We start from the raw sequence: 25,514 nt of genomic DNA, 5'->3' as shown, positions 1-25,514 counted from the left end.
GAGAGGGAATTTTTCATGTCTCAGCACAGCAACCGTCACGACCCCAGCCGCGTCATCAAGGCGCCTACCGGCGTCAATAAAATCTGCAAGAGTTGGCTCACCGAGGCCGCCTACCGCATGCTGCACAACAACCTGCACCCGGACGTGGCCGAGCGCCCCGAGGATCTGGTGGTGTATGGCGGCATCGGCCGCGCCGCCCGCAACTGGCCCTGCTTCGATCGCATTGCCGAGGTGCTGACCCGGCTGGAAGATGACGAAACCCTGCTGATCCAGTCCGGCAAGCCGGTGGGCGTGTTCAGAACCCACGCCGATGCGCCCCGCGTGCTGCTGGCCAACTCCAACCTGGTGCCCCACTGGGCCAACTGGGAGCATTTTAACGAGCTCGATAAAAAAGGCCTGATGATGTACGGCCAGATGACCGCCGGATCCTGGATCTACATCGGCTCTCAGGGCATAGTGCAGGGCACCTACGAAACCTTTGTGGCCATGGCCAAGCAGCACTTCAACGGCGAAGCCAAAGGCCGCTGGATCCTCACCGGCGGTCTGGGCGGCATGGGCGGAGCCCAGCCGCTGGCCGCCACCATGGCCGGCTTCAGCTGTATAGCAGTGGAATGCGACGAGACCCGCATCGACTTCCGCCTGCGCACCCGTTATGTCGACAAGAAGGCCTACAGCCTGGATGAAGCCTTGGGGATGATTGACGAAGCCAAGGCCAAGGGTGAGGCGGTGTCCGTGGGCCTGCTCGGCAACTGTGCCGACATCTTCCCCGAAATAGTGGAGCGCGGCATAGTGCCCGACGTGACTACCGACCAGACCAGCGCCCACGACCCGCTGAACGGCTACCTGCCGAAAGGTTGGACCATGGAGCACGCCGCCGACATGCGTCTGAAGGACGAGGCCGCGGTGGTGGATGCCGCCAAGGAGTCCATGGCCATTCAGGTGCGCGCCATGCTGGCGTTGCAGGAGCGGGGCTCGGCCACCACCGACTACGGCAACAACATTCGTCAGATGGCCAAGGAAAAAGGGGTGGAGAATGCCTTTGACTTCCCGGGCTTCGTACCGGCCTATATTCGCCCGCTGTTCTGCCAAGGCATAGGCCCGTTCCGCTGGGTGGCGCTGTCCGGCGATCCGGAAGACATTTACAAGACCGATGCCAAGGTGAAGGAGCTGATCCCCGACGATCCGCACCTGCACAACTGGCTCGACATGGCCCGGGAGCGGATCAGCTTTCAGGGACTGCCGGCGCGGATCTGCTGGGTGGGCCTCAAGGACAGGGCCCGTCTGGGTCGGGCCTTTAATGACATGGTCAAAAACGGCGAGCTCAAGGCGCCCATCGTCATTGGCCGGGATCACCTGGACTCCGGCTCCGTGGCCAGCCCCAACCGGGAAACCGAAGCCATGCGAGACGGCTCCGATGCGGTGTCCGACTGGCCGCTGCTGAACGCCCTGCTGAACACCGCCGGCGGTGCCACCTGGGTGTCGCTGCATCACGGTGGTGGTGTGGGCATGGGCTTCAGCCAGCACTCGGGCGTGGTGATCGTGGCCGACGGCACCGATGCCGCCGATGCCCGCCTGGCCAGAGTACTGCGTAACGATCCGGGCACCGGCGTCATGCGCCATGCCGATGCCGGCTACGATATTGCCATCGACTGTGCCCACGAGCAGGACCTGGATCTGCCCATGGTGAATGCGCGCTGAGTACAGACCGGTAGCACGTAGTTTGTCGTAAAAAGGGAGCCGGCCTGTAGTGTCGGCTCTCGTTCCGGTTTCGATGCAATGTGTACAAGGAAGGCATCATGTCTGTAAACGGAAAGAAAAGTCTTAATGTCGGGGTGTTTGTCCCCGCTTTTGCGATCGTTCTGTTCGCTGTAACCGTAGGGCTTATCAACAATGAATTACTGGTGAAGGTAGCCAAGGATATTTTCTACTTTTCACTTTCTGATTTTGCATGGCTTTACCAGCTGCTGGCGGTTTCGGCATTGGCAGTGGTGGGCTACATCTTTTTTTCCAAGGCCGGTGATATTCGTTTGGGTGGGGAAAATGCCAAACCTAAGTTTTCGATGGCATCCAATTTTGCCATGGCGCTGACCGGAGGAATCGCAACCGGCGTCGTTACCTATTCGGTGAATGAGCCCATCATCTACATGGGGAATATCTACGGGGAAATCGGTAACCAGTCTTTTTCTCCCAATAGCGCCGAAGCCGCAATTTTTGCCATCGCCAGAAGCTTTCATAACTGGAGTTTCATTCCCTACGCCATCTATTCTATTGTCGGTCTGATGATCGGTTATATGCATTATAACCGTAAGCAGGCTTTCTCCATTGCTTCTACCATCTCTCCGGTTATTGGCAGCAAAAACCGAAAACCGGTAGTGCGCTCTCTGATCGATATCATTTCGGTGCTGGCCATTGCTCTGGGGCTGGCTTCCTCTCTGGGCGCAGGCTTGGCTTTGATCAGTTCGGGCATTGAAGCTGAGTATGGCATTGCATCCAGCCCTGTCACTTGGCTGGTACTGACGCTGGTCATTGCTGCCATCTTTATTACTTCTGCATTATCAGGGCTGAAGCGGGGCATCAAGTTTCTTTCGTCGATCAACGCCTATATCTTCTATGCCTTTGTGATCATCCTGCTGCTCGTTGGGCCCGTTAGCTATATTTTCAGCCTGTCGGTGACCAGCCTGGGTTACTGGCTGGACAATTTCTTTTTGTGGGCATTCGATACCAAGGAATCCGGTGGTGAGGCGCTGGTTACCTGGTGGACCATGTACGACTGGTCCATCTGGATTGCCTACGCTCCTCTGATGGGGCTGTTTCTGGCTCGTATCTCCTATGGCCGTACTCTGCGTGAGTTTTTACTCATCAATTGGATCCTGCCTTCTGTATTCGGCCTTATCTGGTTTGCTATTTGGGGAGGCTCTGCCCTTAAGTGGCAGTTGGACGGCACCCTGGATCTGATTAGTGTGGTTTCCGAGAATGGGGCTGTATCGGGCCTTTGGGGCTTCTTGCAACACTTGCCCTTTTCGGTTGTACTGGTTCCCTTGGCGATTTTCACCTTGATTATTTCCTTTGCTACCGCTGCCGATTCCATGTCGTCCACCATCGCAACCATCTGTACCAAAAATATCGATGCAGACGAGGAGTCGCCCAGAGCACAGAAGGTGATCTGGGGCCTGTCGATAAGCGTGATTGCCTACATTATGGTGGCTTTTGGTGGAGGTGCCCAAGGTGTCGATGGCATCAAATATCTCGCCGCGGCCGGTGGCTTTACCGTCCTGTTTCTGTTCGTGTTGATCGTGGTGTCCAGTATCAGGGTATTTATTACCAAAAAAGACAACGGGCTCGGCGAACAGCAGGAAGCTGAGCTGCTTCCAGGAGGCCTGCATGAGTAATCAGCCAGCTTCGGTCATTTTTGGCGAGCAGCCCGCAGTTTGGCGGGATGTTGTGCGGGTAGCTCGTGAGGGCGTTCAGCTTTCTCTGTCTGCCGGCGCCTGGGAGAGGGTCAACTCAGCCCGCCAGGCCGTTGAGAGATTTGCCGATTCCGGTCATCCCTACTACGGCATCAATACCGGCCTGGGTGCGCTGTGCCATGTGGTGCTTGAACGCAATCAACTACAGCAACTCTCCTGGCATACCTTGATGAGTCACTCCTGTGGTATTGGTGATCCATTAAAACGGGAGCAAGTTCGCGCCATTATGTGTGCGGCGGTGATCAACTACAGCCATGGTTGTTCCGGAGTTAGTACTGCGGTCGTTGAAGGGCTGATACGCCTGCTCAATGAAGATGTCGTGCCTCGAGTGCCAGCCCAAGGATCCGTTGGCTACCTGAGTCATATGGCGCATATCGGACTGGCCCTGATAGGCGAGGGGGACGTCGAGTATCGCGGTCAGTCAATGCCGGCCCGGCGAGCACTGGATGCTGTCGGTATGGCACCAGTGGTACTCGGCCCCAAGGATGGACTCAGCCTGGTCAACGGCACGCCGGCCATGACCGGCCTTGCTTGTTTGACACTGGCCGACGCCTCCCGGCTGGCATCATGGGCCGATGTGATTGGCGCCATGAGTTTTGAGGCTTTGCGGGGGCAGCTTGATGCCTTGTCGCCTGCGGTGATTCAACGCAAGGCACACAAGGGAGTTCAGCAAAGTGGTGAGAATTTGCGACTGTTATTGCAGGACAGCCAAGTGCTGGCTCGCAGTCAGGGGGAGCATCTACAGGATGCGCTCAGCCTGAGATCCATGCCTCAAGTGCACGGGGCTTGTCGTGATCAGCTGGCACATGCCGCTCGGCAGGTGAATGCCGAGCTGAATTCAGTCACCGATAACCCCATGGTGGTAAAGGAAGAGGAGGGCTATCGAGTCATCTCCCAGGCCAACCCTCACGGAGAGTCCGTCGCCATGGCCTGTGATCTCCTGGCGATAGCCGTTTGTGAGTGGAGTTCTATTTCTGAACGGCGCAGTTTCCGTCTGGTTACTCCTCAGGCAAATAAGTTGCCGCCCTTCCTGACCCATGGCAGCGGTGTTAAGTCCGGCATGATGATAGCGCAATATTCGGCCTCCTCACTGGTTGCTGACAACAGGCGTCTGGCACAACCGGCTGTGACCGACAACTATTTGACCTCTGGATTGCAGGAAGACCACCTGAGCTTGGGGGAAAGCAGTGCATTAAAGCTCGACAAAGCCCTGGAAAATGCCTTTTACGTGCTGGCCATCGAATATCTACTGGCCGCTCAGGCATTTGATTTTATTGAACAACCGTTATTTGGCAGCGGCACCGGATTGGCCTGGCGTCAGCTGAGAGAGCGTGTTGCCTTCTATGAAGAAGAGCACTCGCTGCACCTGGATATTCGCGCAACCTATGAGTTTCTGCGAAATGAAAAATCGTTAGCGGCACTATGCCGGCTGTTTCCTCAACTAAATTCCTGAGGTAGTCAACTGATGTCAAACATTGCAATCAACCCCGGAAAAATGACTCTGGCGGAAATGCGCCTGGCTTATGAGCAACCGGTCAAACTGAGTCTGGAACCATCCACCCATGGTGCCATTCAGGCTTCGGTGGATTGTGTGAACCGTATGGTAGCGGAAGACCGCACCGTGTACGGCATCAACACCGGCTTTGGCCTGCTGGCCAACACACGGATCAAACCCGAGGATCTGGAAACCCTGCAGCGTTCCCTGGTGCTGTCCCACGCTACCGGCCTGGGCACGCTGGTGAGCGACGACTTGGTGCGCCTCATCATGGTGCTCAAGATCAACGGCCTGGCCCGGGGCTTTTCCGGCATTCGCCTGGAAGTGCTGGAAGCCCTGATGGCCCTGGTCAACCATGAGGTTTATCCCTGCATTCCCGGCAAGGGCTCCGTGGGTGCTTCAGGGGATCTGGCACCGCTGGCGCACATGAGCTGCGTGCTGCTGGGCGAGGGCCAGGCCCGCTATCAAGGCGAGATCATCAGCGCCGGCCAGGCGCTGGAGATCGCCGGCCTCAAACCCATGGGGCTGGCCCCTAAGGAAGGCCTGGCGCTGCTTAACGGCACTCAGGTGTCCACCGCCTTTGCCCTGCGCGGCCTGTTCGAGGCGGAGGATTTGTTCGCCGGCGCCATTGCCGTGGGCGGCCTCACCGTGGAGGCCACGCTCAGCTCCCGCCGTCCCTTTGACCCGCGCATTCACGACGTGCGCGGCCAGCGAGGACAGATCGATGCCGCCGCCGCCTATCGCCATGTGCTGGGCGAGGCCAGCGAGATCAGCCGTTCCCACGTGAATTGCGCCAAGGTGCAGGATCCCTACTCCCTGCGCTGCCAGCCCCAGGTGATGGGCGCCTGCCTGACCCAACTGCGTCAGGCCGCCGAAGTGTTGCTGATTGAAGGCAACGCCGTGTCCGACAACCCCCTGGTGTTTGCCGACGACAACGACGTTATCTCCGGTGGCAACTTCCACGCCGAGCCGGTGGCCATGGCCGCCGACAACCTGGCCCTGGCCATTGCCGAAATCGGCTCCCTGAGCGAGCGCCGGGTGTCGCTGATGATGGACACCCATATGTCGGGGCTGCCGCCCTTCCTGGTGGAAAACGGCGGGGTCAACTCCGGCTTTATGATCGCCCAGGTGTCGGCGGCGGCGCTGGCGTCCGACAACAAGGCGCTGGCGCACCCGCACTCGGTGGACTCACTGCCCACCTCCGCCAACCAGGAAGACCATGTGTCCATGGCTCCCAACGGCGGTCGCCGGCTGTGGGACATGGTGGAGAACACTCGGGGCGTGCTGGCCATTGAATGGCTGGCGGCCTGTCAGGGCCTGGACTTCCGTGGCGGCATGAAGACCACAGAATTGCTGGAACAGGCGCGCCGGACCCTGCGCGAACGGGTGAGCTACTACGACAAGGATCGTTTCTTTGGCCCCGATATCGAACAGGCCAACACCCTGCTCAAGGCCAACGTGCTCAGCCACTTGGTGCCGGCGGGGCTGCTGCCCAGTCACTGAAAATCACCGGTTGATACTCCTAAAGGGCTGCCTCGGCAGCCTTTTTTGATCCCGATGATGACCGGTTGGCCAAATGTATAACAAGCCAACTGATTTTGATTCACGTTTGCTTTAAACTTCCTGGTCGATTCGATGTAGGGAGAGGTTTCGAATGAGGTTTATCTTCACGGCGCTGTTGCTGGGTAGCCTGGCCTGCCAGGCACAGGCCGAGGTGAGCATTACCGATGACAGAGGGGCTGACATTACCCTGGCGCAGCCGGCGAGCCGTTCGGCCGCGGTGTCCGCCTTTGCCGCCGATGCCCTGGTAGCGTTGGGGGAAACCCCGGTGGCGGTAACCCAGTTCGGCCGGCAGGACAGGCCCACTTACCTGGGACAGGGAGTGTCGCAGGCGGTGAGCCTGGGCGCGCGAGGACAGCCCAATCTGGAGTTGTTGTCCGAGCAGGCGCCGGATCTGGTACTGGCGGTGCGCCGTTACACCGAATCTCATGCCGACAGGCTGCAGGCCATCGCGCCCTACGCGGCCTTTGATGATCTGACCCTGAAAGACAGCCTGAAGGCGGTGACCGACATCGGTACCCTGGTGGGCAAGCCCCAGCAGGCCGAGGAACTCAACCGGGAGTTCGAGCAAACCCTGGCGCAAATGGCGGAACGGATAGGCGAGCGAAGCGGGCAAAGCATTGCCATGCTGGTCACCGCCAGTGAGCAGCCCTTTGTCTATTACGATCACTTTCTGCCGGTGGAGCTGGCCTCGGCCCTGGGCCTGAACAACGTGGCCGGTGCCAGCCCCGAATGGCCGGGCAAGCTGCCCTTTGGCTTTCGCATGCCCCTTGAGCAGCTGCTGGCCGCCGATCCGGATATTCTGGTGTTGTTTCCCAGCGCCCAGCCCAGGGCCTTCGTCAAAAATCCGTTGTGGAAATACCTGAAGGCGGTCAAGAACCAGCGCGTCTACTCGGTGGGGTACCACTGGAAGGAAGGGGGCGGTCCCATTGCTCGTACGCTCATATTGCAACAGCTGGGGCACCTGGCCTATCCGGCATTGTTTGAGGCCCCGACAGCCTTGCCGGCCGAGCTGGCGGTCAAGCCGTTCTCATGAAGTTGCAACTGCTGTTGGCGGCCATGATGCCGCTGCTGTTGTGGGGCGGACTGGCGGCGGGTCATGTCCCTCTCGGTACGGAACGGTTGTGGGCCGCGCTGCAAGGGCAGGGCGATGGCCTGGCCCAGGTGGTGGTGTGGGAATTGCGCCTGCCCCGGGCACTGCTGGCCTTTGTGGTGGGCGGTTGTCTGGCATTGTCTGGCCTGGTGATGCAGCGGGTCAGCCGCAACCCGCTGGCGTCTCCCGCCCTGACCGGCGTGTCTGCCGGCGCGGCGCTGGCGGTGGTCGCCGGCATTTTGCTGGGGCAGGCCGGTATTGGTCTGACCCCCTGGCTGGCAATGGCCGGCGGCTTGGTGGCCGGCCTGCTGACCCTGTTATTGGCGGGGGGACGACAGCTGCAACCTACCCGTATTGTGCTGGCCGGGGTGGCGGTTACCGCCCTCTGTGGCGGCCTGACCACCACCCTGTTACTGCGGGCGGAGGCGGACGCCGGCGAGTTTCTGTTCTGGATGGCGGGGGGCGTGGCCGGACGCAGCTGGCCACAGCTGCAGTTGTTGCTGTGGTGTGTGGTGCCGGCCCTGCTGGCGCTGTGGCTGACCCGGCGCAACCTGGCGGTGCTGGAAAATGGCGATGACATGGCCCTCAGCCTGGGAATTCGGCCGGCGCGCTGGCGCGCCTGGTATTTGCTGCTGGCGACCCTGCTGGCCACCTCAACGGTGGCGGTGGCCGGCCCCATCGGGTTTGTGGGGCTGCTGGCGCCACACCTGGTGCGCTTTCTCTGGCCGGAGCGGCGGCAACCCTTTGGACTGTGCCTGCTGCTGGGCGGGGTGCTGCTGATGGGGGCCGATGTGCTGGCCCGGCTGCCCGGTACCGCCCAGGAGATTCCGTTAGGAGTCATGACCGCCCTGCTGGGCGGGCCCCTGTTGTTGCAACTGATGGTAAGGGAAAAGCTATGACGCGGCTGCTGTCGGTATTGGGACTGCCCCTGCTGCTGTTGCTGGCTGCCCTGACCGCCCTGGTGCAGGGAGCGGTGCAGGTGCAGTCCGGCAACCTGATCGAATTGATGGCCGGTGAAGCCGGTGCGCACCTGCAGCGGGTGGTGCTCGATTACCGCCTGCCCCGGGTGCTGCTGGGAGGCCTGGTTGGTGCGCATTTTGCCCTGGCCGGTTACCTGCTGCAGCTGATCACCCGCAACCCCCTGGCCGATGCCGGGGTGCTGGGCATTTCCTCCGGCAGCGGCCTGGCGGCGGTCATTGTGTTTGTCGTGCTGGGCCGGTTGATGGGACAGGATACCGCCTACCAGCTGGTGCCGGTCACCCTGGCCTGGTTACCCTGGCTGACCCTGACGGGCGGCCTGCTGGCGGGGGCCTTGCTGTGGTGGCTGTGGCGCCGCACCGGACTCAGCCCGGTGCGGCTGGCGGTGGTGGGCGCCACCTGCGCCGCCCTCTTTTCGGCATTGCTGATGGGCGCCCTGGTGTTGTGGGGGCAGGCCAGCAGCGAGGTGATTATTCTCTGGCTGGCGGGCACCCTGTATGGTGCCGGCTGGGAGCGGCTGTGGGCCCTGCTGCCCTGGAGCCTGGTGCTGCTGCCCCTGGTAACCCTGCTGTCCCGGCCCATGCTGCTGCTCAGCCTGGATGCTCAAAAAACGCAGACCCTGGGCTTTAACGTGACCCGCTGGAACGGCCTGATGCTGACGCTGGCGGTGGCCCTGGCGGCCAGCGCCGTGGCCATGAGCGGCCCGGTCGGCTTTGTCGGCATTCTGGTGCCCTGGCTGGCCCGAAGGCTTTATCCCAACCGCATTGTCGATCAGTTGTGGGGCTGCATCTGGCTGGGCGCCTTACTGGTGGTGGCCGGCGATACCCTGGGGCGAGTGGTGATGAGCCCGTTCGAGTTACCGGTGGGGGTGGTGACCGCCCTTATCGGTTGCCCCTTCTTTCTTTATTTGCTCAATCGCAAGGTATGAACATGCTGGAAATCGACAACCTCAGCCTTGGCTATGGCCAGGGGCGCGCCGGCCAGCAAGCCATCGTCAACGGCATCAGCCTCAAGCTGGAACCCGGCGTCTGTGCCCTGCTGGGGCCCAATGGTTGCGGCAAGAGTACCCTGCTCAAGGGGCTGGCCGGACTGCTCAGGCCCCAGGCCGGCAGCATTCGCCTGCAGGGGCGAGAGCTGGCGCAGTGGCCCCGGCAGGCCCTGGCCCGGCGGCTAGCCTTTATGCCTCAGCAACCCACGGCACCGGATGAAATTCATGTGCGCCAGCTGGTGATGCTGGGGCGTTACCCTCACCTGGGGCTGTGGCGCCGTCCCGGGCAGGAAGATCTCGACCGGGTGGACTGGGCCATGGGCCAGACCGGCGTGGCCGAGCTGGCCGACAAGCCGCTGCGCAGCCTGTCCGGTGGCCAGCAGCAGCGAGTGTGGATCGCCATGGCCCTGGCCCAGCAGGCCGGCCTGCTGCTGCTGGACGAGCCTACTACCTACCTGGACTGGGGCTACCAGCTGGAAACCCTGGAGCTGCTGGGGCAGCTGCATCGGGAGCAGGGGTTGTCGGTGCTGATGTCGCTGCATGAGCTGAATCAGGCGGCCCGCTACGCCCAGCACCTGGTGGTGATGCGGGCGGGCCGTCTGGTGCGAGAAGGCAGTCCAGCCGAGGTGCTGACGCCGGCCCTGCTGGCCGAGGTGTTCGGAGTGGACGCCCGTATTCTGCGGGATGAAGACGGTGTTCATCATGCCCTGGCGCGGGGCACGGCCAGGTAAGTCGTCACAGAAATTCAAAAAAGTTCAATTTTTTATTGAAATGAAAGGTCACATAAAAAACAATACCCAAACACTAAGAGTCAATCATTATCATTTGGGTTTTGTTTATGTCATCTACAGGGATTGTGAAGCCTGCCGTGGCCGGCTTCAGCCGTCGTCCGTTAAGTATTCTGGTCAGCCTGGCACTGATGCCGGCCTTGCCGCTGTCCGCCGAAGAAGTCGCCAGCACTGAACTGGATCAGATTGTGGTGGAAGGGGATTGGCTGGGTGCCCCCAGCAAGGAAGCCGTCAAGACTTACACCGGTGCCCGCAACGTGGTGGAAAGCGAAGAATTGCACGAGCGTGGCGCCCTCAACCTGGAAGACGCCCTGCGCCGAGTGCCCGGTGTTCAGGTGCTGGACGAAACCGGCACCGGCATTCTGCCCAATATCGGGGTACGCGGCCTCAACCCGCTGCGCAGCGAACGAGTGCAACTGCTGGTGGACGGTTACCCGGTGGCCATCGGTCCCTATACCAATGTGGGCGTGTCGCTGTTTCCGGTGACCCTGCCCAGCCTGGAGGCGGTGGATATCGCCCGGGGCGGTGCCGCCGTGCACTATGGCCCTAACAACGTGGGCGGCGTGCTCAACCTGGTGACCAGACCCATTCCCAATGCCTTTGAACAGACCCTGCGCGAACGCCTGCTGATCGCCGAAGATACCGGCCATGTGCTCACCGATACCTACTATCGTGCGGGTGGCTTCGTCACCGATAACCTGGGCCTGCAGTTTCAGGCCAACCTGCTGAAGGGCAACGGCTTTCGGGATCATTCCGATACCGAGGTGCAGAACTACATCCTCGATGTCGACTATTTCGCCGACGACATTAACGAGTTCAAGGCCCAGCTGCAGTATTACGATGTGACCGCCGATTTGCCCGGTGCCCTGAGCCCGGCGGCCTACCAGTCGGATCGCAACCAGTCTCAGCGTCCTCACGATGGTTATGATGCCGATATGTGGCGGGCTACCCTGACCTGGATTCATACCCCCAGTGATGATGTCGAATTCCAGTGGCGTAACTTTGCCCATCGGGCAGATCGTACTTTCTTCTTTGGTCAGGATCTGACGTCTGGTGGCAACTGGGCCGATCCTGAGGCAACCAGCAGCCATGTGGCGGACTCACCCCGTCTTTTCCATGTTTATGGTACCGAGCCGCGCATCACCAAACAGCTGGATAACCATACCATTATGCTGGGCGGCCGCTATGTGCGTGAAGAGGTGGAGTTCGATGTTAACCGCCTGACCCTGGCCGATGGCAGCTATAACGATACCGTGCGGGACTGGGATTTTACCACCAATGCCTACGCCGCTTATGTCAGCGATACCATCAAGCTATGGGATGATCGCCTGGCCGTTACTCCGGGCATTCGTTATGAAGAAGTGCGCACCGATTACCGGGATGATAACTCCGGCGCCATCAGCGACAACCACGCTTCAGAATGGCTGCCGGGCCTGACCGTGGGCCTGCAGGCCACCGATAAGGTGTTCCTGTTCGCTAATGTGCAGCGCTCCCTGGTACCGGTACAGACCGCCCAGGTGATCCGTGAGGGGGCTGTCGCCAACGAAACCGCCTGGAACTACGAGCTGGGCGCCCGCTGGCAGCCTTACAGCAACCTGCAGACCACCGCCACCCTGTTCCGGATCGACTACGAGGATCAGATCCAGTTCAACAGGACCGAGAGTGTGTATGAGAACCTGGGTGAAACCCGCCAACAGGGCATTGAGCTGGAAGGGCGCTGGTCGCCCGTGAGCGAGCTCGAACTGGGCCTGGGCTATACCTTCCTCGACAGCGAGCAGTTGAGCGGCGACAACAATGGTAAGGACCTGCCCAACGCACCGCGCCATCACGTCAGCGCCGACGCCGTTTATCGCACCGGTCTGTGGACCGCCAGTGCCACCGCATCCTATACATCAAAAAGCTTTAGCGATGCCGCCAATACCGTCGAGGAGACGGCCAATGGCAGTGCCGGCGAGCTGCCGTCCTACACCCTGGTTAACACTCGCCTGGGTCGGGACATCCCCCTCGGTAACGACATGACCCTGAATGTGGGTCTGGGGGTGAATAATCTGCTGGATGACGACGCCTACTTCCGCGGTGTTGATGTCAGCCCGGTGGGCCGCCTGCCCATGCCCGGCCGTACCTATGTGCTGGAGGGGCAGCTCAACTTCTGAGCCGGACCAATCTGGTCGCATGATTGCACCACCACAGGGGCTGCCAAGGCAGCCCCTGTTTTTTTGTCCAGTACCCTCGTGCTAGACTCGGCCTCTTTTATGACGCCGGGGTAATGTGGTCGATGGCGAATTTCAGAACCCATATTCAGGTGGCGAGCGCGGCCAGCGGCCTGCTGGCCGCCGGCATGGTGTGGGCCGGCGAGGCCAACCCGGCCGAAGGCGCGCTGTTGTGGCTGGCGGGCAGTCTGGGGGGCATATTGCCGGACATGGACTCGGACTCTTCCCGGTCGCTGGACATTGTCTTTCGGCTGTTCGGCGGCCTGGCGGCCATGCTGGCGCTGCTGTTTGGTCAGCAGCACCTGTCGCTGGTCGACACCCTGGTGCTGGGGGCGGTGGGCTATGCACTGGTGCGCTACCCGCTGTGCTGGGCCTTCGCCCGTTTTACCGTGCACCGGGCCAGCCTGCATTCCCTGCTGGCCAATGGGGTGTTTGGCCTGGTGACCGTGGTGCTGGGGGAGCGGCTGTTCGGGCTTGACGCTGACATGGCCTGGCTTACCGGCTTGTTTGTGTTTCTCGGGGCCTGCATTCACCTGCTGCTGGATGAGCTGTACAGCATTGATCTGGAAGGGCGGCGCATCAAGAAGTCATTCGGCACCGCGCTCAAACTCATAGAGTGGCCGGCGCCGCTGCCCAACCTGCTGTTGCTGGCGCTGCTGGCCGGTAGCTGGTGGCTGGCGCCGGCACAACCCGGGCTGAGCGAGCTGCTGGCGCGGCTATTGCCGGTTTCCCACATCTGGTAGAATGGCGGCGCTGTTGGCGCCGTCCCTCTTAATAACTCCACAACAACGCCGGGCCGGTGGGCAGCGACGCTTCAATACTCCACACACAGGACACAAGTGATGAGCCTCGCAGACAAGGTTTTGGCCGTTAACAACGATCTTCCCATTCGAACCCGCCAGCCGGTGCACAGCGGCAAGGTGCGCTCCGTTTACTGGCTGACCGAAGAAGACAGCCGCCGGCTGATTCGGGAAAAAGGCTATAAGGTGGCCCCCGATGCCCCCCTGGCGATCATGGTGATCAGCGATCGCATCTCCGCCTTTGACTGCATCTGGCATGGCGAAGAGGGCCTGAACGGTGTGCCCGGTAAGGGCGCGGCGCTCAACGCCATCTCCAATCACTGGTTTCGTCTGTTCAGGGAGCAGGGATTGGCCGATAGTCACATTCTCGATATTCCCCATCCCTTTGTGTGGATCGTGCAAAAGGCCACGCCGGTGAAAATCGAGGCCATCTGCCGCCAGTACATCACCGGCTCCATGTGGCGCAGCTATGAAAAGGGCGAGCGGGAGTTCTGCGGCATTCGCCTGCCCGAGGGCCTGAAAAAGGATCAGAAGCTGCCCGAGCTGCTGATGACCCCGTCCACCAAGGGCATTCTCAAGGGCATTCCCGGGGTGCCGGAAGCGGATGACGTCAACATCACTCGGCAAAATATTGAAGACAACTTCGCCGCCTTTAACTTTAAAAGCCAGGACGACATCGCCCGCTATGAGCGTCTGCTGAAGGAAGGTTTTGAGGTGATAAGCCAGGAGCTTGCCAAGATCGATCAGGTGTTTGTGGATACCAAGTTCGAGTTTGGTTATGTCACCGATGACGAGGGCAATGAAAAGCTGATCTACATGGACGAGGTGGGCACTCCCGACTCGTCCCGCATCTGGGATGGTCCGGCCTACCGGGAAGGGCGCATCGTGGAAAACTCGAAAGAGGACTTCCGTCAGTTGCTGCTCAAGCATTTCCCCGACCCGGACATTTTGCTCAACAAGGAGCGCATGCCCGAGCGTGAGGCCCTGGCCCGTGACAACGCCCTGCCGGTGGACGTGCTGATGAAAATCTCCAGCACCTATGTGGGTATCGCCGAGAAAATCACCGGCCGAAAACTGGAACTTTCCGACAATCCCAAGGCCGACATTATCGCCATTCTGCGCGACGACTACGGCCTGGTGGATTAAGCTCGGCGTCAGTCGAACAAAGGGGCGGGCCTCAACACAAGCCGTTTGCTAGATGCCGGGAGTTTCCCGGCATTTTTATGTCTGATGAGTCAGGTGTGTTGGGGCAGGCAATGTTTACCGGCGACGTCAGTGCTCATTCAAAAACGCGGGGCGTCAAAGTCTTCCGGCTCGTCGGTGTAGATGCACACATTGTGCTCGGCCACCAGGCCGTCGGGGCTGACGCAGTGGGCCTCAAAAAATGCCTGAATGCCACTGCGCTGGCAGTGGGCTTCAAAGCTCGCCATATCGGCCCAGATCTCGTTGAACACCAGCGGAAAACTGCTGCCGCCGGCAAAGGGGCTGTCGAGCCGGCGGGTCACTCGATACTGAATGCAGCCATCTTCACGCAGGGTGTCGGCTTCAAGCGCCTGCAATACACGAAACAGTTCCCGCTCCTTGCCCGGCTTGGGCTGAAAGGCGGCAATGCAATAGACTCGGCTCGACATGGTGTTTCCTCGTAATAAAAAACAAAAACGCCACCGTTATGGTGGCGTTGCAACAAACGGCTTGAATGCTCAGCGGGTGCCGAACACCACTATGGTCTTGCCGTGGGCGGTGATCAGGTTCTGCTCTTCCAGCATTTTCAGAATGCGGCCCACGGTTTCCCGGGAGCAGCCCACGATCTGGCCGATCTCCTGACGGGTGATCTTGATCTGCATGCCGTCGGGGTGGGTCATGGCATCGGGCTGGCGCGCCAGGTTCAGCAGGGTTTCGGCAATGCGGCCGGTCACGTCCAGGAAGGCCAGATCGCCCACCTTCTGACTGGTGGTCTGCAGCCGGGTGGCCATCTGGGCCGACAGCCGAATCAGGATCTCCGGGTTCACCTGGATCAGCTGGCGAAACTTCTTGTAGGAAATCTCGGCCACTTCACAGGGAGACTTGGCTCGAACCCAGGCGGTACGCACCGGGTTTTCGGTCTCTTCAAACAGACCCAATTCGCCGATGAAATCACCCTGGTTCAGGTAAGACAGTATCATTTCCTTGCCATCTTCATCCTTGATCAGCACGGCGACCGAGCCCTTGACGATGTAATAAAGGGTTTCCGCCTTTTCGCCCGCGTGGATCAATGAGCTCTTGGCCGGATACTTGTGAATATGGCAATGTGACAAAAACCATTCCAGGGTCGGGTCACTTTGGGGCTTGCCGATAACCATGCGTCTTCCTCTCGAGTCGGCCCGGTCCTTGCGGCCTGGCCTTATACCTAGTTGCGTGGGTGAGCGGCTAGCATAAAAGGCTTGGCAGCCTTCATCAAGAGCCGGGCCGCTTTTATCCCGTCGGGGCAATAGGCTACTATGCGCTTTTTCAGGAGGAGATAATTATGAAAGCCAAGATCAGCTGGTTGCAGGACCTGTGCTTTGAGGGCGTATCCGAGTCCGGCCACAAAATGATTCTGGACGGCACCAATCCGGGCCAGGGCGCCAGCCCCATGGAAGCGGTGCTGCTGGGCGCCGGCGGTTGCAGTGCCATCGATGTGGTCATGATCCTGGAAAAAAGCCGTCAGGCCATTACCGGCTGCGAGGCGGAGCTTAGCGCCGAGCGGGCGGAAAACCCGCCTCGTGTCTTTACCTCCATTCACCTTAATTTCGTGGTGACCGGCCGCGAGCTGTCGGAAAAGCAGGTGGAACGAGCGGTGTCATTGTCGATGGAAAAATACTGCTCGGTGATCAAGATGCTGGAAAAGGCCGTGACCATTACCTCGTCTTACGAAATTCGCGAAGCCTGAGTTCACTGTATTGGCTCCCGCCCATTAAAAATGCCGGAATATCTCCGGCATTTTGCTTTTGGACTGGCGCGGGGCGCACTCAGCGAATTTTGCCGGTCTCCAGCAATTGCTCCAGCATGGGCCGTAAAATCAGCTCCATGGCAAAGCCCATTTTGCCGCCGGGCACCACTATGGTATTGCGCCGGGACATAAAGGAGCCGTCGATCATCGCCAGCAAATAGGGAAAGTCCACGTTTTTGATGCCGCGAAAGCGAATCACCATCATGCTTTCATCCAGGCTGGGAATGATCTTGGCGCTGAACGGGTTTGACGTGTCCACCGTGGGCACCCGCTGAAAGTTGATATGGGTGCGGGAAAACTGCGGGGTAATGAAGTTGATGTAGTCTTCCATTGAGCGCACGATGGAGTCGGTGACCGCCTCCCGGGAATGGCCGCGCTCGGCGGTGTCGCGAATGAGCTTTTGAATCCACTCCAGGTTGACGATGGGCACCATGCCCACCAGCAGGTCCACATGCTGGGCCACGTTGTGATCGTCGGTCACCACGCCGCCGTGCAGGCCTTCATAAAACAGCAGGTTGGTGTCGTCGGGCAGCTGCTGCCAGGGGGTAAAGGTGCCCGGCATCTGGTTAAAGGGTACCGCCTCGTCAAAGGTATGCAGATAGCGGCGGAACTGACCGGAGCCGGTGTCGCCATATTCCTTGAAGAACTGCTCCAGCAGCTCGAAGTCGTTGGCCTCGGGGCCGAAATAGCTGATGTGCCGGCCCTGCTCCCGAGCCCGGCGAATGGCCACGTCCATCTCCGGCCGAGTGTAACGGTGAAAGCTGTCCCCTTCGAGCACGGCGGCCTTGACCCCGAGCTGGGCAAACATGGACTGGAACACGTCGGTGGAGGTCGATGTGCCGGCACCCGAAGAGCCGGTCACCGCTATGATGGGGTGCTTGGCGGACATGACGAACCTTAAAATTGTTGAAACTGTGAGTGTTTATACGCAGGGCGTCGGGCTCAGGTCAAGGTTTGTGACCAAAGCGGTCGGCGGGCACTATGTTCACGGTTTCGTGCAGTTCACTGAACACGATGACCGCTTCGCCCCGCTCAAGTTGCTGTTTTACTTCGAATACTTTTTGTTCAAGGCTGACGTCCTGCTCGCCGTATTCGGTGCCTTCCTGCAGTACAAAGTGCTCGATCAAATTGTTCAGGGTGTCTTCGGGCAAATCACGAAAGGGAATAATCATGCGTTTTCCTGTGTTGGGGGCCAGTGCCCGCCCAGCCAGTCCGGAATCCGTTGTTCCAGCCAGTAACGCGGCCGCCAGGGCGCACCCTGCATAAAGCCCACATGGCCGCCGTGGCGGCTGAGTTCATAGGTAATGGCCGGGGGCAGGACGTCCGCTTCGGGAATGACCGCCTCGGTCATAAAGGGATCGTCGGCGGCGTGCAGCACCAGGGTTGGGGTTACGATGTCGGCCAGCCTGGGCAGGCCGGAGCAGCGATGGTAGTAATCGTCGGCACCGGCAAAGCCGTGCAGGGGCGCGGTAATGCGCTCATCAAACTCCCGCAGGCTGGCGATGGCGCCCACGTCGGGCCGAAAGGCGGCGTCGGGGTGGCGGGCCAGGCGCCGGCGCCAGTTGTGTTTCATGCGGCCCAGCAGATAGCGCTGATACAGCCGCGACAGCCCCCGGTCAATGCGGTCGGCACAGACCGCCAGTTGCAGGGGCGCCGACACCACCACGGCGGCAGACAGCGGGTTGCGGCGGTGCCGGGCCAGGTAGTTGATCAGCATGTTGCCACCCAGGGAATAGCCGATGGCGGCCATGGGCCGGCCGGGAAAGCGCCGGCGCAGGGTGTCGAGCACAAAGGCCGGGTCTTCGGTTTCACCGGAATGGTAGGCCCGCAGTAGCCGGTTGGGTTCGCCACTGCAGCCGCGAAAATGCATCAGCACCGGTTGCCAGCCGCGCGCGTGCAGCGCCGCCATCATGCCCTGCACATAATGAGACTGCACGCAGCCTTCCAGGCCGTGAAACAGCACCACCAGCGGGGATGAGCCGTCCAGCTCGGGCGTGGCCCAGGCCAGATCGACAAAGTCGCCGTCGGGCAGCTCCAGACGCTCGCCCTGGCAGTGCTGGCGAGAGCGGTGCAGGGCGCGGGCCAGTATGGTCTGCAGGTGCGGATTGCGGGCCCACCAGGGAGATTGGAATTGGCTGGAGCGAATCATGGTGTCCTGTGCTGGTGATTGAAGGCGGCGATCGGGGGCCGCTGCCGAATAAAATACTGGGCGTTGAAAATAAAATCGAGTAAAACAGAGGTGCTTATTTCCTATGGTGACACGGTAACATGGATATCGCCCTGCTTGGCCCGGTGGCCGGCTTTGCCCTGGCGGCCTGCGGCACGCCCGGCCCCAACAACCTGCTGCTGGCCAGTGCCGGCAGCCGTTTTGGTTACATCGCCAGCCTGCGCTTGCTGTTGGGCATCATGCTGGGATTGCAGGGCCTGCTGCTGCTGACCGCGCTCGGGCTGGGGCGGCTGTTTGAACTGTGGCCGGCGCTGCAGTGGGCGCTGAAACTGGCGGGCAGTGCCTACCTGCTATGGCTGGCCTGGCGCATCGCCATGGCGTCGGCGCCCGACGCCGGCGAGCGCAGCATGAGCTGGGGTCAGGGCGCGCTGTTTCAGTTTCTCAACCCCAAATCCTGGCTGATGGCCATTTCCGCCATCAGCGGCTTTACCCTGGCCGGAGAGCATTACTGGCCGTCGGCCCTGGCGGTGCTGGGGGTGTTTCTGTTCTTTGGCATGGTGACCGGCCACCTGTGGGCCCTGCTGGGCATGCGGGTGCGGCGCTGGCTGCGCACCGAGGCCGACTGGCGCCGCTTCAACCGTGCCATGGGCGCACTCACCGCCGCCTGCGTGGCCATGATCTGGTACTGATTTTCGGTTAATCGTTAGAGTTTGGGCGTAAAGGGTGTAAAATCTGGCCGGTTTTTTGTCCTCGATCCAAGGCTTTCATGGTTTCTGACACAGATTTATTTAAAGATATTCGTCCTTACCGGGATGACGAAGTCGCCGGCGCCATTGAGCGGCTGATTGCCGACGACGAATTTATCGGCGCCATCGCACACTATCGTTTTGCCTGCCTGTCTCGCCTGGGCGGCGGCCTGGTCAAGCGGCTGATCCGGCTATATCTGGGCTGGCGCTGGCGCCATGTGACCAGTGTGCACCAGGTGCAGCTGGAAGTGGCCAAATTCATGGAAAAGATGATTTCCAGCACCACGGCGGGCGTGACCTATTCCGGACTGGAACACCTGCAGCCCGGCACCGGCTACCTGTTTATCTCCAACCACAGGGACATCGCCCTCGATCCGGCCTTTGTCAACTGGGGCCTGTATACCCACGACATGGACACGGTGCGCATTGCCATCGGCGACAACCTGCTGCGCAAGCCCTGCTCCACCGAGCTGATGAAGCTTAACAAGAGCTTTATCGTCAAGCGCTCCGCCAAGGGCCCGCGGGAAATGATGAAGGCCTTTGGCGAACTGTCCGCCTACTTGCGGCATTCCCTCGACGACGGTCATTCCATCTGGATCGCCCAGAAGGAAGGCCGGGCCAAGGACGGGGACGACAAGACGGATCCGGCCATCCTCAAGATGTTCTACATGGAAGGCAAGCGGCAGAAAATTCCCTTCAGCGACTACATTCGCAGCCTCAACCTGGTGCCGGTGTCCATCTCCTACGAATACGATCCCGGTGACGTGGCCAAGGCCCGGGAGCTGCACGCCAAGGAAACGGTCGGCCGCTATGAAAAAAGCGAGTTCGAGGACATTCAAAGCATAGTGCAGGGCATTACCGGCCAGAAGGGCCGAGTGCATGTGGCCTTTGGCCGGCCCCTCGGCGGTGACTTTGACAACGCCGATGAGCTGGCGCAGGCGTTGGATCGGGAAATTCACGCCAATTATCACCTGTTCCCCAGCAACCTGCTGGCGGCGGGGCAGACCGCAGAAGTGGACTCCGGTACTCGGCAGGCCTTTGAGCGGCACATGAATCTGGTGCCGACCGAGCTGCGCGAGCGGGTGCTGGCCATGTATGCCCGGCCGGTGCTGAACAAGGGCTGAGTGCTGAACCCCCGGCTTGTCACCAACCGCCGGCTAAGCGGGTTAAGGGTGTTTGCCGTGGCGGCCCGCCACGGCAGTTACTCCGCCGCCGCCAGTGAGCTGTGCGTGACCCAAGCCGCGGTCAGTCAGCAAATCCGCAATCTTGAAGCGTCCCTTGGTTGCCGGCTGTTTGTGCGCCGGGGTAGCGGTATGATGCTCACCACCGAGGGCCAGGCCCTGCTGCCCTTTGCCGAGCAGGGCCTGGCCATTCTGGAGCGCGGCCTGGCTCGATTGGCGCACCCCGCTGCCGGGCCGCTGCAGGTCAGCGTGCTGCCATCCCTGGCCGCACGCTGGCTGATGCCCAGATTATGGCGTTTTACCGAAACCCACCCCCAACTCGAACTGCGCTTGCAACCCAGCCAGCAGCTGGCCGATTTTGCCGCCGGTGAGGTGGATCTGGCCATTCGTTACGGCGAAGGACATTACCCCGGGTTGCACAGTGAACTGCTGATGAGCGACACCGCCTTTCCGGTGTGCGCCCCGGCGCTGGCGACTCGCCTGCAACGGGTGGCGGATTTGATCAGCCTGCCCCTGGTGGCTGGCCCCGAATACGCCGGTGTGAGCTGGGCCAACTGGCTGGCCCTGAGTGGTAATGAGCACATTTTGCCCCAATGTCGTCAGCTCACTGTGGACGACGGCAACCTGGGACTGGAGATGGTGCTGGCGGGGCAGGGGGTGGCGCTCAGCCGTTCGGTGCTGGTGGCGGATTTGCTGCGCCAGGGCCGGCTGTGCCGTCCCTTTGCCACCGAGCTCACGCCCAAACACCGCTACTACCTGGTCTGGCGGCCCGACTCTTCACGCCTCAATGACATTACCATGGTGCGTGACTGGCTGAAGCAGGAAGCGCTGGAAAGCCGGGAATAGGGATTGGGGAGCAGGGACTGGGACAGGGCCGCCTGCTGAGTTCTGAGCTCTCGAAGCATCAGCGTGGTCTGTATGCAGTGAACGCCGAGCGTGCTAAGGAGGGCAAAGGGTGTCAGCTTCGCCGTGCCCTTCGCGTCAGGGATGACGCGACGGAGATTACATGGGGCGAGCTTGCTCGCCGTGACGAAATGCATCAAGTCGACCGAACATTCATTATGTTCGCAGCGGCTTGATGCATGGAGTATCAAGCCCTCACAGCGTGCCGGAGAAGCAGTGCGCTTTGACCGACGGTAGTGCACTGCTTCGCAAACGATTAGTTTATTTCAGCCATTCCAGGGTAAAGCCGGCCTGGTTGTCCTGGGCCAGGGCCTGGCTCAGCGCGGGCAGCAGTTCGGCGAGTTTTTCATCCAGTTTCCAGGGCGGATTGAGCACTATCATGCCGGAGCCGTGCATGCCAAAGTCGTCGGCCTGGGCCTGTACGCTCAGCTCGGCGCACAGTGCCTGCTCAAAGCCAAGGTTGGCCAGCGCGGTTTTCAGCCCCTCGCTGCGATCCACGGCCTTGGCCAGCAACGGATACCAGACGGCGTAAATGCCGATGGGCCAGCGCTTGTGGGCCTTTTTGAGGGTATCGGCCACCCGCCGGTAGTCTTCCTTCAGTTCATAGGGCGGATCAATCAGCACCAGGCCTCGTTTGGGCGTGGGTGGCAGCAGGCCCACCAGGCCTTCAAAGCCGTCTCTGTGATGAATGGCGACGCCGTCCCGGCCCAGGTTCTGGCGCAGCAGCTCCACCTCGTTGTGGTGCAGTTCCATCAGGGTGAGCCTGTCCTGAGGGCGCTGAAAATGGGCCGCCACCAGGGGAGAGCCCGGGTAATTCTCCAGCGACTCACTTGAGTTCATGGCGTGAATGGCGTCGAAGTAGCCGGCCAGTTGCGGCCACTTTTTCGGCTCGTTCCACAGCCGGGCAATGCCGCCGGCGTATTCCGCCTTTTTCTGGGTCCACTCGTGGCTCAGGGCATAGCCGCCGGCACCGGAATGGGTGTCGATATAGCTGTAGCCCTTATCCTTGGCGCACAGCGACTCAAGAATAAAGGCCTGCACCGCGTGTTTGAGCACATCGGCGTGGTTGCCGGCGTGAAAGGCGTGACGATAACTAAGCATGGTAATTTCTCTTAACCGGCGAGTTTTAGCTGCCACAGCGGCGCATCGGCCACCTGCAGCACATTGAGATAATCGAGCAGGGCACCGCTGCCCGGGCGCGGGGGCTGGTCGGCCAGCACGTTCAGCAGCTCTTGCTGCTGCCAGCGTTCCAGCTCCAGCTCGTGTTGCAGCAACTGGGCGTAGTCATCGGCATTGAGTCCGGGTTTGAGCCGGCGGCGCAGGCTGCGCCAGTGACTGAACATGCCCCGGCGGGCGGCCAGCACCGGCAAAAAGGGGGCGACATCGACGCTCTGCCCTCGCTCTTCCAGCAGCAACAGCAACAGCAACAGGTTGACGTTGGCACCGTGCTCATCCTGCAGTTGAAGGCAGGCGGTGGCCACCCCGGGGCGGCCGTAGTGCTGCTCGCCGAAGTGCCACAGTTCATCGGCGCTGATCATGACTGCTCCAGGACTTCCAGCTGCTCCTGCAGTTCCAGCCATTCCATTTCCACGTCGGCCAGTTGTTGTTGCAGCGGGCTTTGATCTTTTAACAGCTGTTGCAGCCTGGCTTTGTGCTCCGCCGCGTAAATATCGGGGTCGGCCAGCTGCTGTTCGATCTCGGCCAGCCGCTGCTGGCAGCGCTCCATGTCCTTTTCCAGTTTGGTGATGGCCTTGCGCAGCGGCTGGGTCTGCTGGCGCAACTCGGCCTGGCGGCGTTTTTCCGCCTTGCGCGCCTGGGCCGAGTTGTCCCCGGCAGCGGGCATGTCGGCGGGTTGTTCGGCCTTGTCCTGCTCGGTCAGCCACTGGTGGTAGTCGTCGAGATCGCCGTCAAAGGACTGTACCCGGCCGCTGTCGACCAGATAGAACTCGTCGGTGGTGGCGCGCAGCAAGTGGCGGTCGTGGGACACGATCACCATGGCCCCTTCAAAGGCCTGCAGCGCCAGGGTGAGGGCCTCGCGCATGTCCAGATCCAGGTGGTTGGTGGGTTCGTCGAGCAGTAGCAGATTGGGCTTCTGATAGACGATCAGCGCCAGTACCAGCCGGGCCTTTTCGCCGCCGGAGAAGGGGCCAACGGCTTCTTTGACCTTGTCACCGTGAAAGTCGAACCCCCCCAGGTAATCCCGCAGGCTCTGCTCGGTGGCCTTGGGATCGAGCCGGGCCAGGTGGGTGAGCGCCGATTCCTGCGGGTGCAGGCTTTCCAGCTGATGCTGGGCGAAGTAACCCAGGGCCACCCCCTTGCTGGCTTCCAGCTTGCCCGACAGCGGCGTCAGTTCGCCCGCCAGCAGCTTGATAAAGGTGGACTTGCCGGCGCCGTTGCGCCCCAGCAGGCCGATGCGCGAGCCGGGCACCAGGTTGAGCTTGATGTTGGACAGGATTTCCTTGTCGCCGTAGCCGGCGGCCAGCTTCTCCATGGCAATGAGCGGCACCGGCAGGCTGGCCGGCGGGCGAAAGCCGAAGCTGAACGGCGAATCGACATGGGCGGGCAGAATGCGCTCCATCTTTTCCATGGCCTTGAGCCGGCTCTGGGCCTGTTTGGCCTTGCTGGCCTTGTAGCGAAACCGGTCCACATAGCTTTGCATATGGCTCAGTGCTCGCTGCTGTTTCTCATACAGCGATTGCTGCAGCGCCAGTTGTTCGGCACGCATGCGCTCAAAGTCGGAATAGTTGCCGGTATATTCGTTAAGGGTGCTGTTTTCGATATGAATGATGCGTCCGACCACGGCGTCGAGAAAGTCCCGATCGTGGGAGATCAGGATCAGGGTGCCGTCATAGCTTTTCAGCCAGCGCTCCAGCCAGATCACCGCATCCAGATCCAGGTGGTTGGTGGGTTCATCGAGCAGCAGCAGATCTGAGCGGCAGATCAGCGCCTGGGCCAGGTTAAGGCGCATGCGCCAGCCACCGGAAAAATCGCTCACCGGCCGGCCGTGGGCCTCATTGGCGAACCCTAAGCCGTGCAGCAGGGCCGCGGCCCGGGCGTGAATGTGGTAGCCACCATGGGTCTCTAGCCGGCCGAGCAGCTCGGCAATGGCAATGCCGTCGTGACGGGCCTCGGCGGCTTCCAGCTCCCGGCACAGCCGGCGGTATTCCCGATCGCCGTCGATCACATAGTCGAGGGCGGAGCAGTCCAGCGCCGGGGTCTCCTGAGCCACGCTGGCCAGCTGCCAGTCGGCGGGCAGGCCGAACTGGCCGCTGTCGATGGTGAGTTCGCCCTTGAGCAGGGAAAACAGGGTGGACTTGCCGCAGCCGTTCTTGCCCACCAGGCCGACCTTCTGGCCGCCGTGAATGGTGGCGCTGGCGTCTTTCAACAGGGGGCGGCCGCCCCGAAGCAATTCAATCTGGCTGAGGGTGATCATAGAAACCCGGAAAAGTGCAAAAGCCGTATTTTAGCCGGTTTTGCCCCCGGTATGACAGGGGCTTCCCAGCCAGTGGCGGCAATCCTGCTCGAACTGGGGAAAGGAGGTAAAACCGTGGGCCCTGGCCAGGGCGTCGGGATCCCCGGCCCTGGGCAGCTCCCGCAGCATGTGCAGCAAGGCCAGTTGCCGCTGCCAGCTCGTCAGATCACAGCCAAACCGCTTTCTGAAGGCCTGCTGCTCGTCGTTATGCAGGGCCAGGCCGGCGGGATCGGCAAAGGCGCGTGCCGCAAGCGGGTTCATCGACTCGAACGGCAGCAGGTTTTGGGCCGGCAGCTCGTCATACAGGGCCCGGCACAGGCGGCCATAAGGGCCCTGCCAGGTTTTTTCACTGGGCCATTCTGCCAGCTTGCCGGCCAGGGCCGCCAGCAAGGCCGTGGGTTGAATTCGACCGGCCTGTTCGGGTTGGGCCAGCCGGCAGGAGAGCTCAATCTGGCTGACCCGGCTGCCCGCCAGAGCGTGCCAGGCGAACAGGGTATCGGCGGGCAGAAAGGCGGCTTCTCCTGTGGTCAGCGGAAAATGCTGACGACCGAGTTGCAGCAGCCCCGAGCCCCGGTGTACCAGCAACAGCACTCCCTTGATATGGCGGCGGCGCTTGCCGGGGGTTAAGTGAGGAAGATCGAAAAGCTGATGATGAATGCTGTAATGGGCGCTGGCGGTCATTGTGGTTGGTTCGTTTT

24 protein-coding genes are annotated in these 25,514 nt (G+C 61.0%); 15 read left to right on the top strand and 9 right to left on the bottom strand.

Translation table 11 applies throughout. The features are described 5' to 3' along the window. Window positions 1-15: 15 nt before the first annotated feature. The 11 genes from hutU to OJHNALOF_RS02985 all read left to right on the top strand — a co-directional run bounded on the left by hutU (window position 16) and on the right by OJHNALOF_RS02985 (window position 14,525). Window positions 16-1,698, top strand: coding sequence for a urocanate hydratase (hutU, locus tag OJHNALOF_RS03035; RefSeq protein ID WP_165661113.1), 1,683 nt, complete (start codon window positions 16-18; stop codon window positions 1,696-1,698). Between the two features lie 98 nt (window positions 1,699-1,796). Then, entirely contained in the window at window positions 1,797-3,389 is a 1,593-nt protein-coding gene (locus OJHNALOF_RS03030) for a BCCT family transporter (protein ID WP_165661112.1), read from the top strand. Next, on the top strand, window positions 3,382-4,920 hold the full coding sequence (gene hutH, locus OJHNALOF_RS03025) for a histidine ammonia-lyase (RefSeq protein WP_165661111.1): 1,539 nt from the start codon (window positions 3,382-3,384) through the stop codon (window positions 4,918-4,920). The genes OJHNALOF_RS03030 and hutH (OJHNALOF_RS03025) overlap by 8 nt, the downstream gene beginning before the upstream one ends. A 12-nt stretch (window positions 4,921-4,932) precedes the next feature. After that, a complete protein-coding gene (hutH, locus tag OJHNALOF_RS03020) occupies window positions 4,933-6,465 on the top strand; it encodes a histidine ammonia-lyase (RefSeq protein WP_165661110.1) in 1,533 nt (510 codons plus the stop codon). Between the two features lie 151 nt (window positions 6,466-6,616). Next, window positions 6,617-7,558, top strand: a complete 942-nt coding sequence (locus OJHNALOF_RS03015) for an iron-siderophore ABC transporter substrate-binding protein (RefSeq protein WP_165661109.1) — start codon at window positions 6,617-6,619, stop codon at window positions 7,556-7,558. Then, a complete protein-coding gene (locus tag OJHNALOF_RS03010) occupies window positions 7,555-8,514 on the top strand; it encodes an iron ABC transporter permease (protein WP_094201830.1) in 960 nt (319 codons plus the stop codon). Before OJHNALOF_RS03015 ends, OJHNALOF_RS03010 begins: the two co-directional genes overlap by 4 nt. Continuing rightward, a complete protein-coding gene (locus tag OJHNALOF_RS03005; protein WP_165661108.1) occupies window positions 8,511-9,521 on the top strand; it encodes an iron ABC transporter permease in 1,011 nt (336 codons plus the stop codon). Before OJHNALOF_RS03010 ends, OJHNALOF_RS03005 begins: the two co-directional genes overlap by 4 nt. A gap of 2 nt (window positions 9,522-9,523) precedes the next feature. Further along, window positions 9,524-10,312, top strand: coding sequence for an ABC transporter ATP-binding protein (locus OJHNALOF_RS03000; protein ID WP_094201832.1), 789 nt, complete (start codon window positions 9,524-9,526; stop codon window positions 10,310-10,312). A gap of 107 nt (window positions 10,313-10,419) precedes the next feature. Continuing rightward, window positions 10,420-12,522 carry a TonB-dependent siderophore receptor gene (locus OJHNALOF_RS02995; RefSeq protein ID WP_165661107.1) on the top strand — a complete coding sequence of 701 codons (2,103 nt, stop codon included), beginning with the start codon at window positions 10,420-10,422 and terminating at the stop codon, window positions 12,520-12,522. Between the two features lie 122 nt (window positions 12,523-12,644). Beyond that, the gene (locus OJHNALOF_RS02990) at window positions 12,645-13,322 is read left to right on the top strand and encodes a metal-dependent hydrolase (RefSeq protein WP_165661106.1); all 678 of its coding nucleotides are present in this window, start codon (window positions 12,645-12,647) and stop codon (window positions 13,320-13,322) included. 99 nt (window positions 13,323-13,421) lie between these two features. After that, complete coding sequence (locus tag OJHNALOF_RS02985) at window positions 13,422-14,525, top strand: phosphoribosylaminoimidazolesuccinocarboxamide synthase (protein WP_094201835.1); 1,104 nt, start codon at window positions 13,422-13,424, stop codon at window positions 14,523-14,525. A gap of 137 nt (window positions 14,526-14,662) precedes the next feature. Here the strand turns inward: OJHNALOF_RS02985 and OJHNALOF_RS02980 are convergent, their stop codons facing one another. After that, window positions 14,663-15,010: a putative quinol monooxygenase gene (locus tag OJHNALOF_RS02980; protein WP_094201836.1), complete on the bottom strand. Its 348-nt coding sequence runs from the start codon at window positions 15,008-15,010 to the stop codon at window positions 14,663-14,665. 69 nt (window positions 15,011-15,079) lie between these two features. After that, window positions 15,080-15,718 carry a cAMP-activated global transcriptional regulator CRP gene (gene crp, locus OJHNALOF_RS02975; protein WP_165661105.1) on the bottom strand — a complete coding sequence of 213 codons (639 nt, stop codon included), beginning with the start codon at window positions 15,716-15,718 and terminating at the stop codon, window positions 15,080-15,082. Between the two features lie 164 nt (window positions 15,719-15,882). Between crp and OJHNALOF_RS02970 the strand changes: the two genes are divergently transcribed. Continuing rightward, on the top strand, window positions 15,883-16,287 hold the full coding sequence (locus tag OJHNALOF_RS02970) for an OsmC family protein (protein ID WP_094201838.1): 405 nt from the start codon (window positions 15,883-15,885) through the stop codon (window positions 16,285-16,287). 79 nt (window positions 16,288-16,366) lie between these two features. On the opposite strand, the gene OJHNALOF_RS02965 is transcribed toward OJHNALOF_RS02970, so the two are convergent. Genes OJHNALOF_RS02965 through OJHNALOF_RS02955 form a run of 3 tightly spaced genes read right to left on the bottom strand, consistent with a single transcriptional unit; the run spans window position 16,367 to window position 18,496 of the window. Further along, on the bottom strand, window positions 16,367-17,236 hold the full coding sequence (locus tag OJHNALOF_RS02965) for a phosphoribulokinase (protein ID WP_094201839.1): 870 nt from the start codon (window positions 17,234-17,236) through the stop codon (window positions 16,367-16,369). Between the two features lie 58 nt (window positions 17,237-17,294). Beyond that, window positions 17,295-17,519: a YheU family protein gene (locus OJHNALOF_RS02960; protein WP_094201840.1), complete on the bottom strand. Its 225-nt coding sequence runs from the start codon at window positions 17,517-17,519 to the stop codon at window positions 17,295-17,297. Beyond that, entirely contained in the window at window positions 17,516-18,496 is a 981-nt protein-coding gene (locus OJHNALOF_RS02955) for a hydrolase (protein WP_165661104.1), read from the bottom strand. Before OJHNALOF_RS02955 ends, OJHNALOF_RS02960 begins: the two co-directional genes overlap by 4 nt. 119 nt (window positions 18,497-18,615) lie before the next feature. On the opposite strand from OJHNALOF_RS02955, the gene OJHNALOF_RS02950 reads away from it, so the two are divergent. The 3 genes from OJHNALOF_RS02950 (at window position 18,616) to OJHNALOF_RS02940 (ending at window position 21,287) form a co-directional block, all read left to right on the top strand. Beyond that, window positions 18,616-19,203: a LysE family translocator gene (locus OJHNALOF_RS02950; protein ID WP_094201842.1), complete on the top strand. Its 588-nt coding sequence runs from the start codon at window positions 18,616-18,618 to the stop codon at window positions 19,201-19,203. A gap of 77 nt (window positions 19,204-19,280) precedes the next feature. Further along, window positions 19,281-20,384 carry a 1-acyl-sn-glycerol-3-phosphate acyltransferase gene (locus OJHNALOF_RS02945; RefSeq protein ID WP_094201843.1) on the top strand — a complete coding sequence of 368 codons (1,104 nt, stop codon included), beginning with the start codon at window positions 19,281-19,283 and terminating at the stop codon, window positions 20,382-20,384. Next, window positions 20,385-21,287 carry a LysR substrate-binding domain-containing protein gene (locus OJHNALOF_RS02940; RefSeq protein ID WP_165661103.1) on the top strand — a complete coding sequence of 301 codons (903 nt, stop codon included), beginning with the start codon at window positions 20,385-20,387 and terminating at the stop codon, window positions 21,285-21,287. It abuts the gene before it with no gap. Between the two features lie 318 nt (window positions 21,288-21,605). Here OJHNALOF_RS02940 and OJHNALOF_RS02935 read toward each other — a convergent pair whose 3' ends face one another. The 4 genes from OJHNALOF_RS02935 to OJHNALOF_RS02920 are packed head-to-tail and all read right to left on the bottom strand — an operon-like array spanning window position 21,606 to window position 25,497. Next, the gene (locus OJHNALOF_RS02935; protein WP_165661102.1) at window positions 21,606-22,445 is read right to left on the bottom strand and encodes a 23S rRNA (adenine(2030)-N(6))-methyltransferase RlmJ; all 840 of its coding nucleotides are present in this window, start codon (window positions 22,443-22,445) and stop codon (window positions 21,606-21,608) included. 11 nt (window positions 22,446-22,456) lie between these two features. Then, window positions 22,457-22,882 (bottom strand): TIGR02444 family protein, encoded by a 426-nt coding sequence (locus tag OJHNALOF_RS02930; protein ID WP_165661101.1) that lies wholly within the window; start codon window positions 22,880-22,882, stop codon window positions 22,457-22,459. Beyond that, window positions 22,879-24,777 carry an ABC transporter ATP-binding protein gene (locus OJHNALOF_RS02925; protein ID WP_165661100.1) on the bottom strand — a complete coding sequence of 633 codons (1,899 nt, stop codon included), beginning with the start codon at window positions 24,775-24,777 and terminating at the stop codon, window positions 22,879-22,881. The genes OJHNALOF_RS02930 and OJHNALOF_RS02925 overlap by 4 nt, the downstream gene beginning before the upstream one ends. Before the next feature lie 30 nt (window positions 24,778-24,807). Then, window positions 24,808-25,497, bottom strand: a complete 690-nt coding sequence (locus tag OJHNALOF_RS02920; protein WP_094201848.1) for an AraC family ligand binding domain-containing protein — start codon at window positions 25,495-25,497, stop codon at window positions 24,808-24,810. Between the last annotated feature and the right edge of the window lie 17 nt (window positions 25,498-25,514).

It is taken from the genome of Oceanimonas sp. MB9, from assembly GCF_011319775.1.
Taxonomy (GTDB): domain Bacteria; phylum Pseudomonadota; class Gammaproteobacteria; order Enterobacterales; family Aeromonadaceae; genus Oceanimonas; species Oceanimonas doudoroffii.
This window is presented reverse-complemented; position numbering and strand designations above follow the sequence as displayed.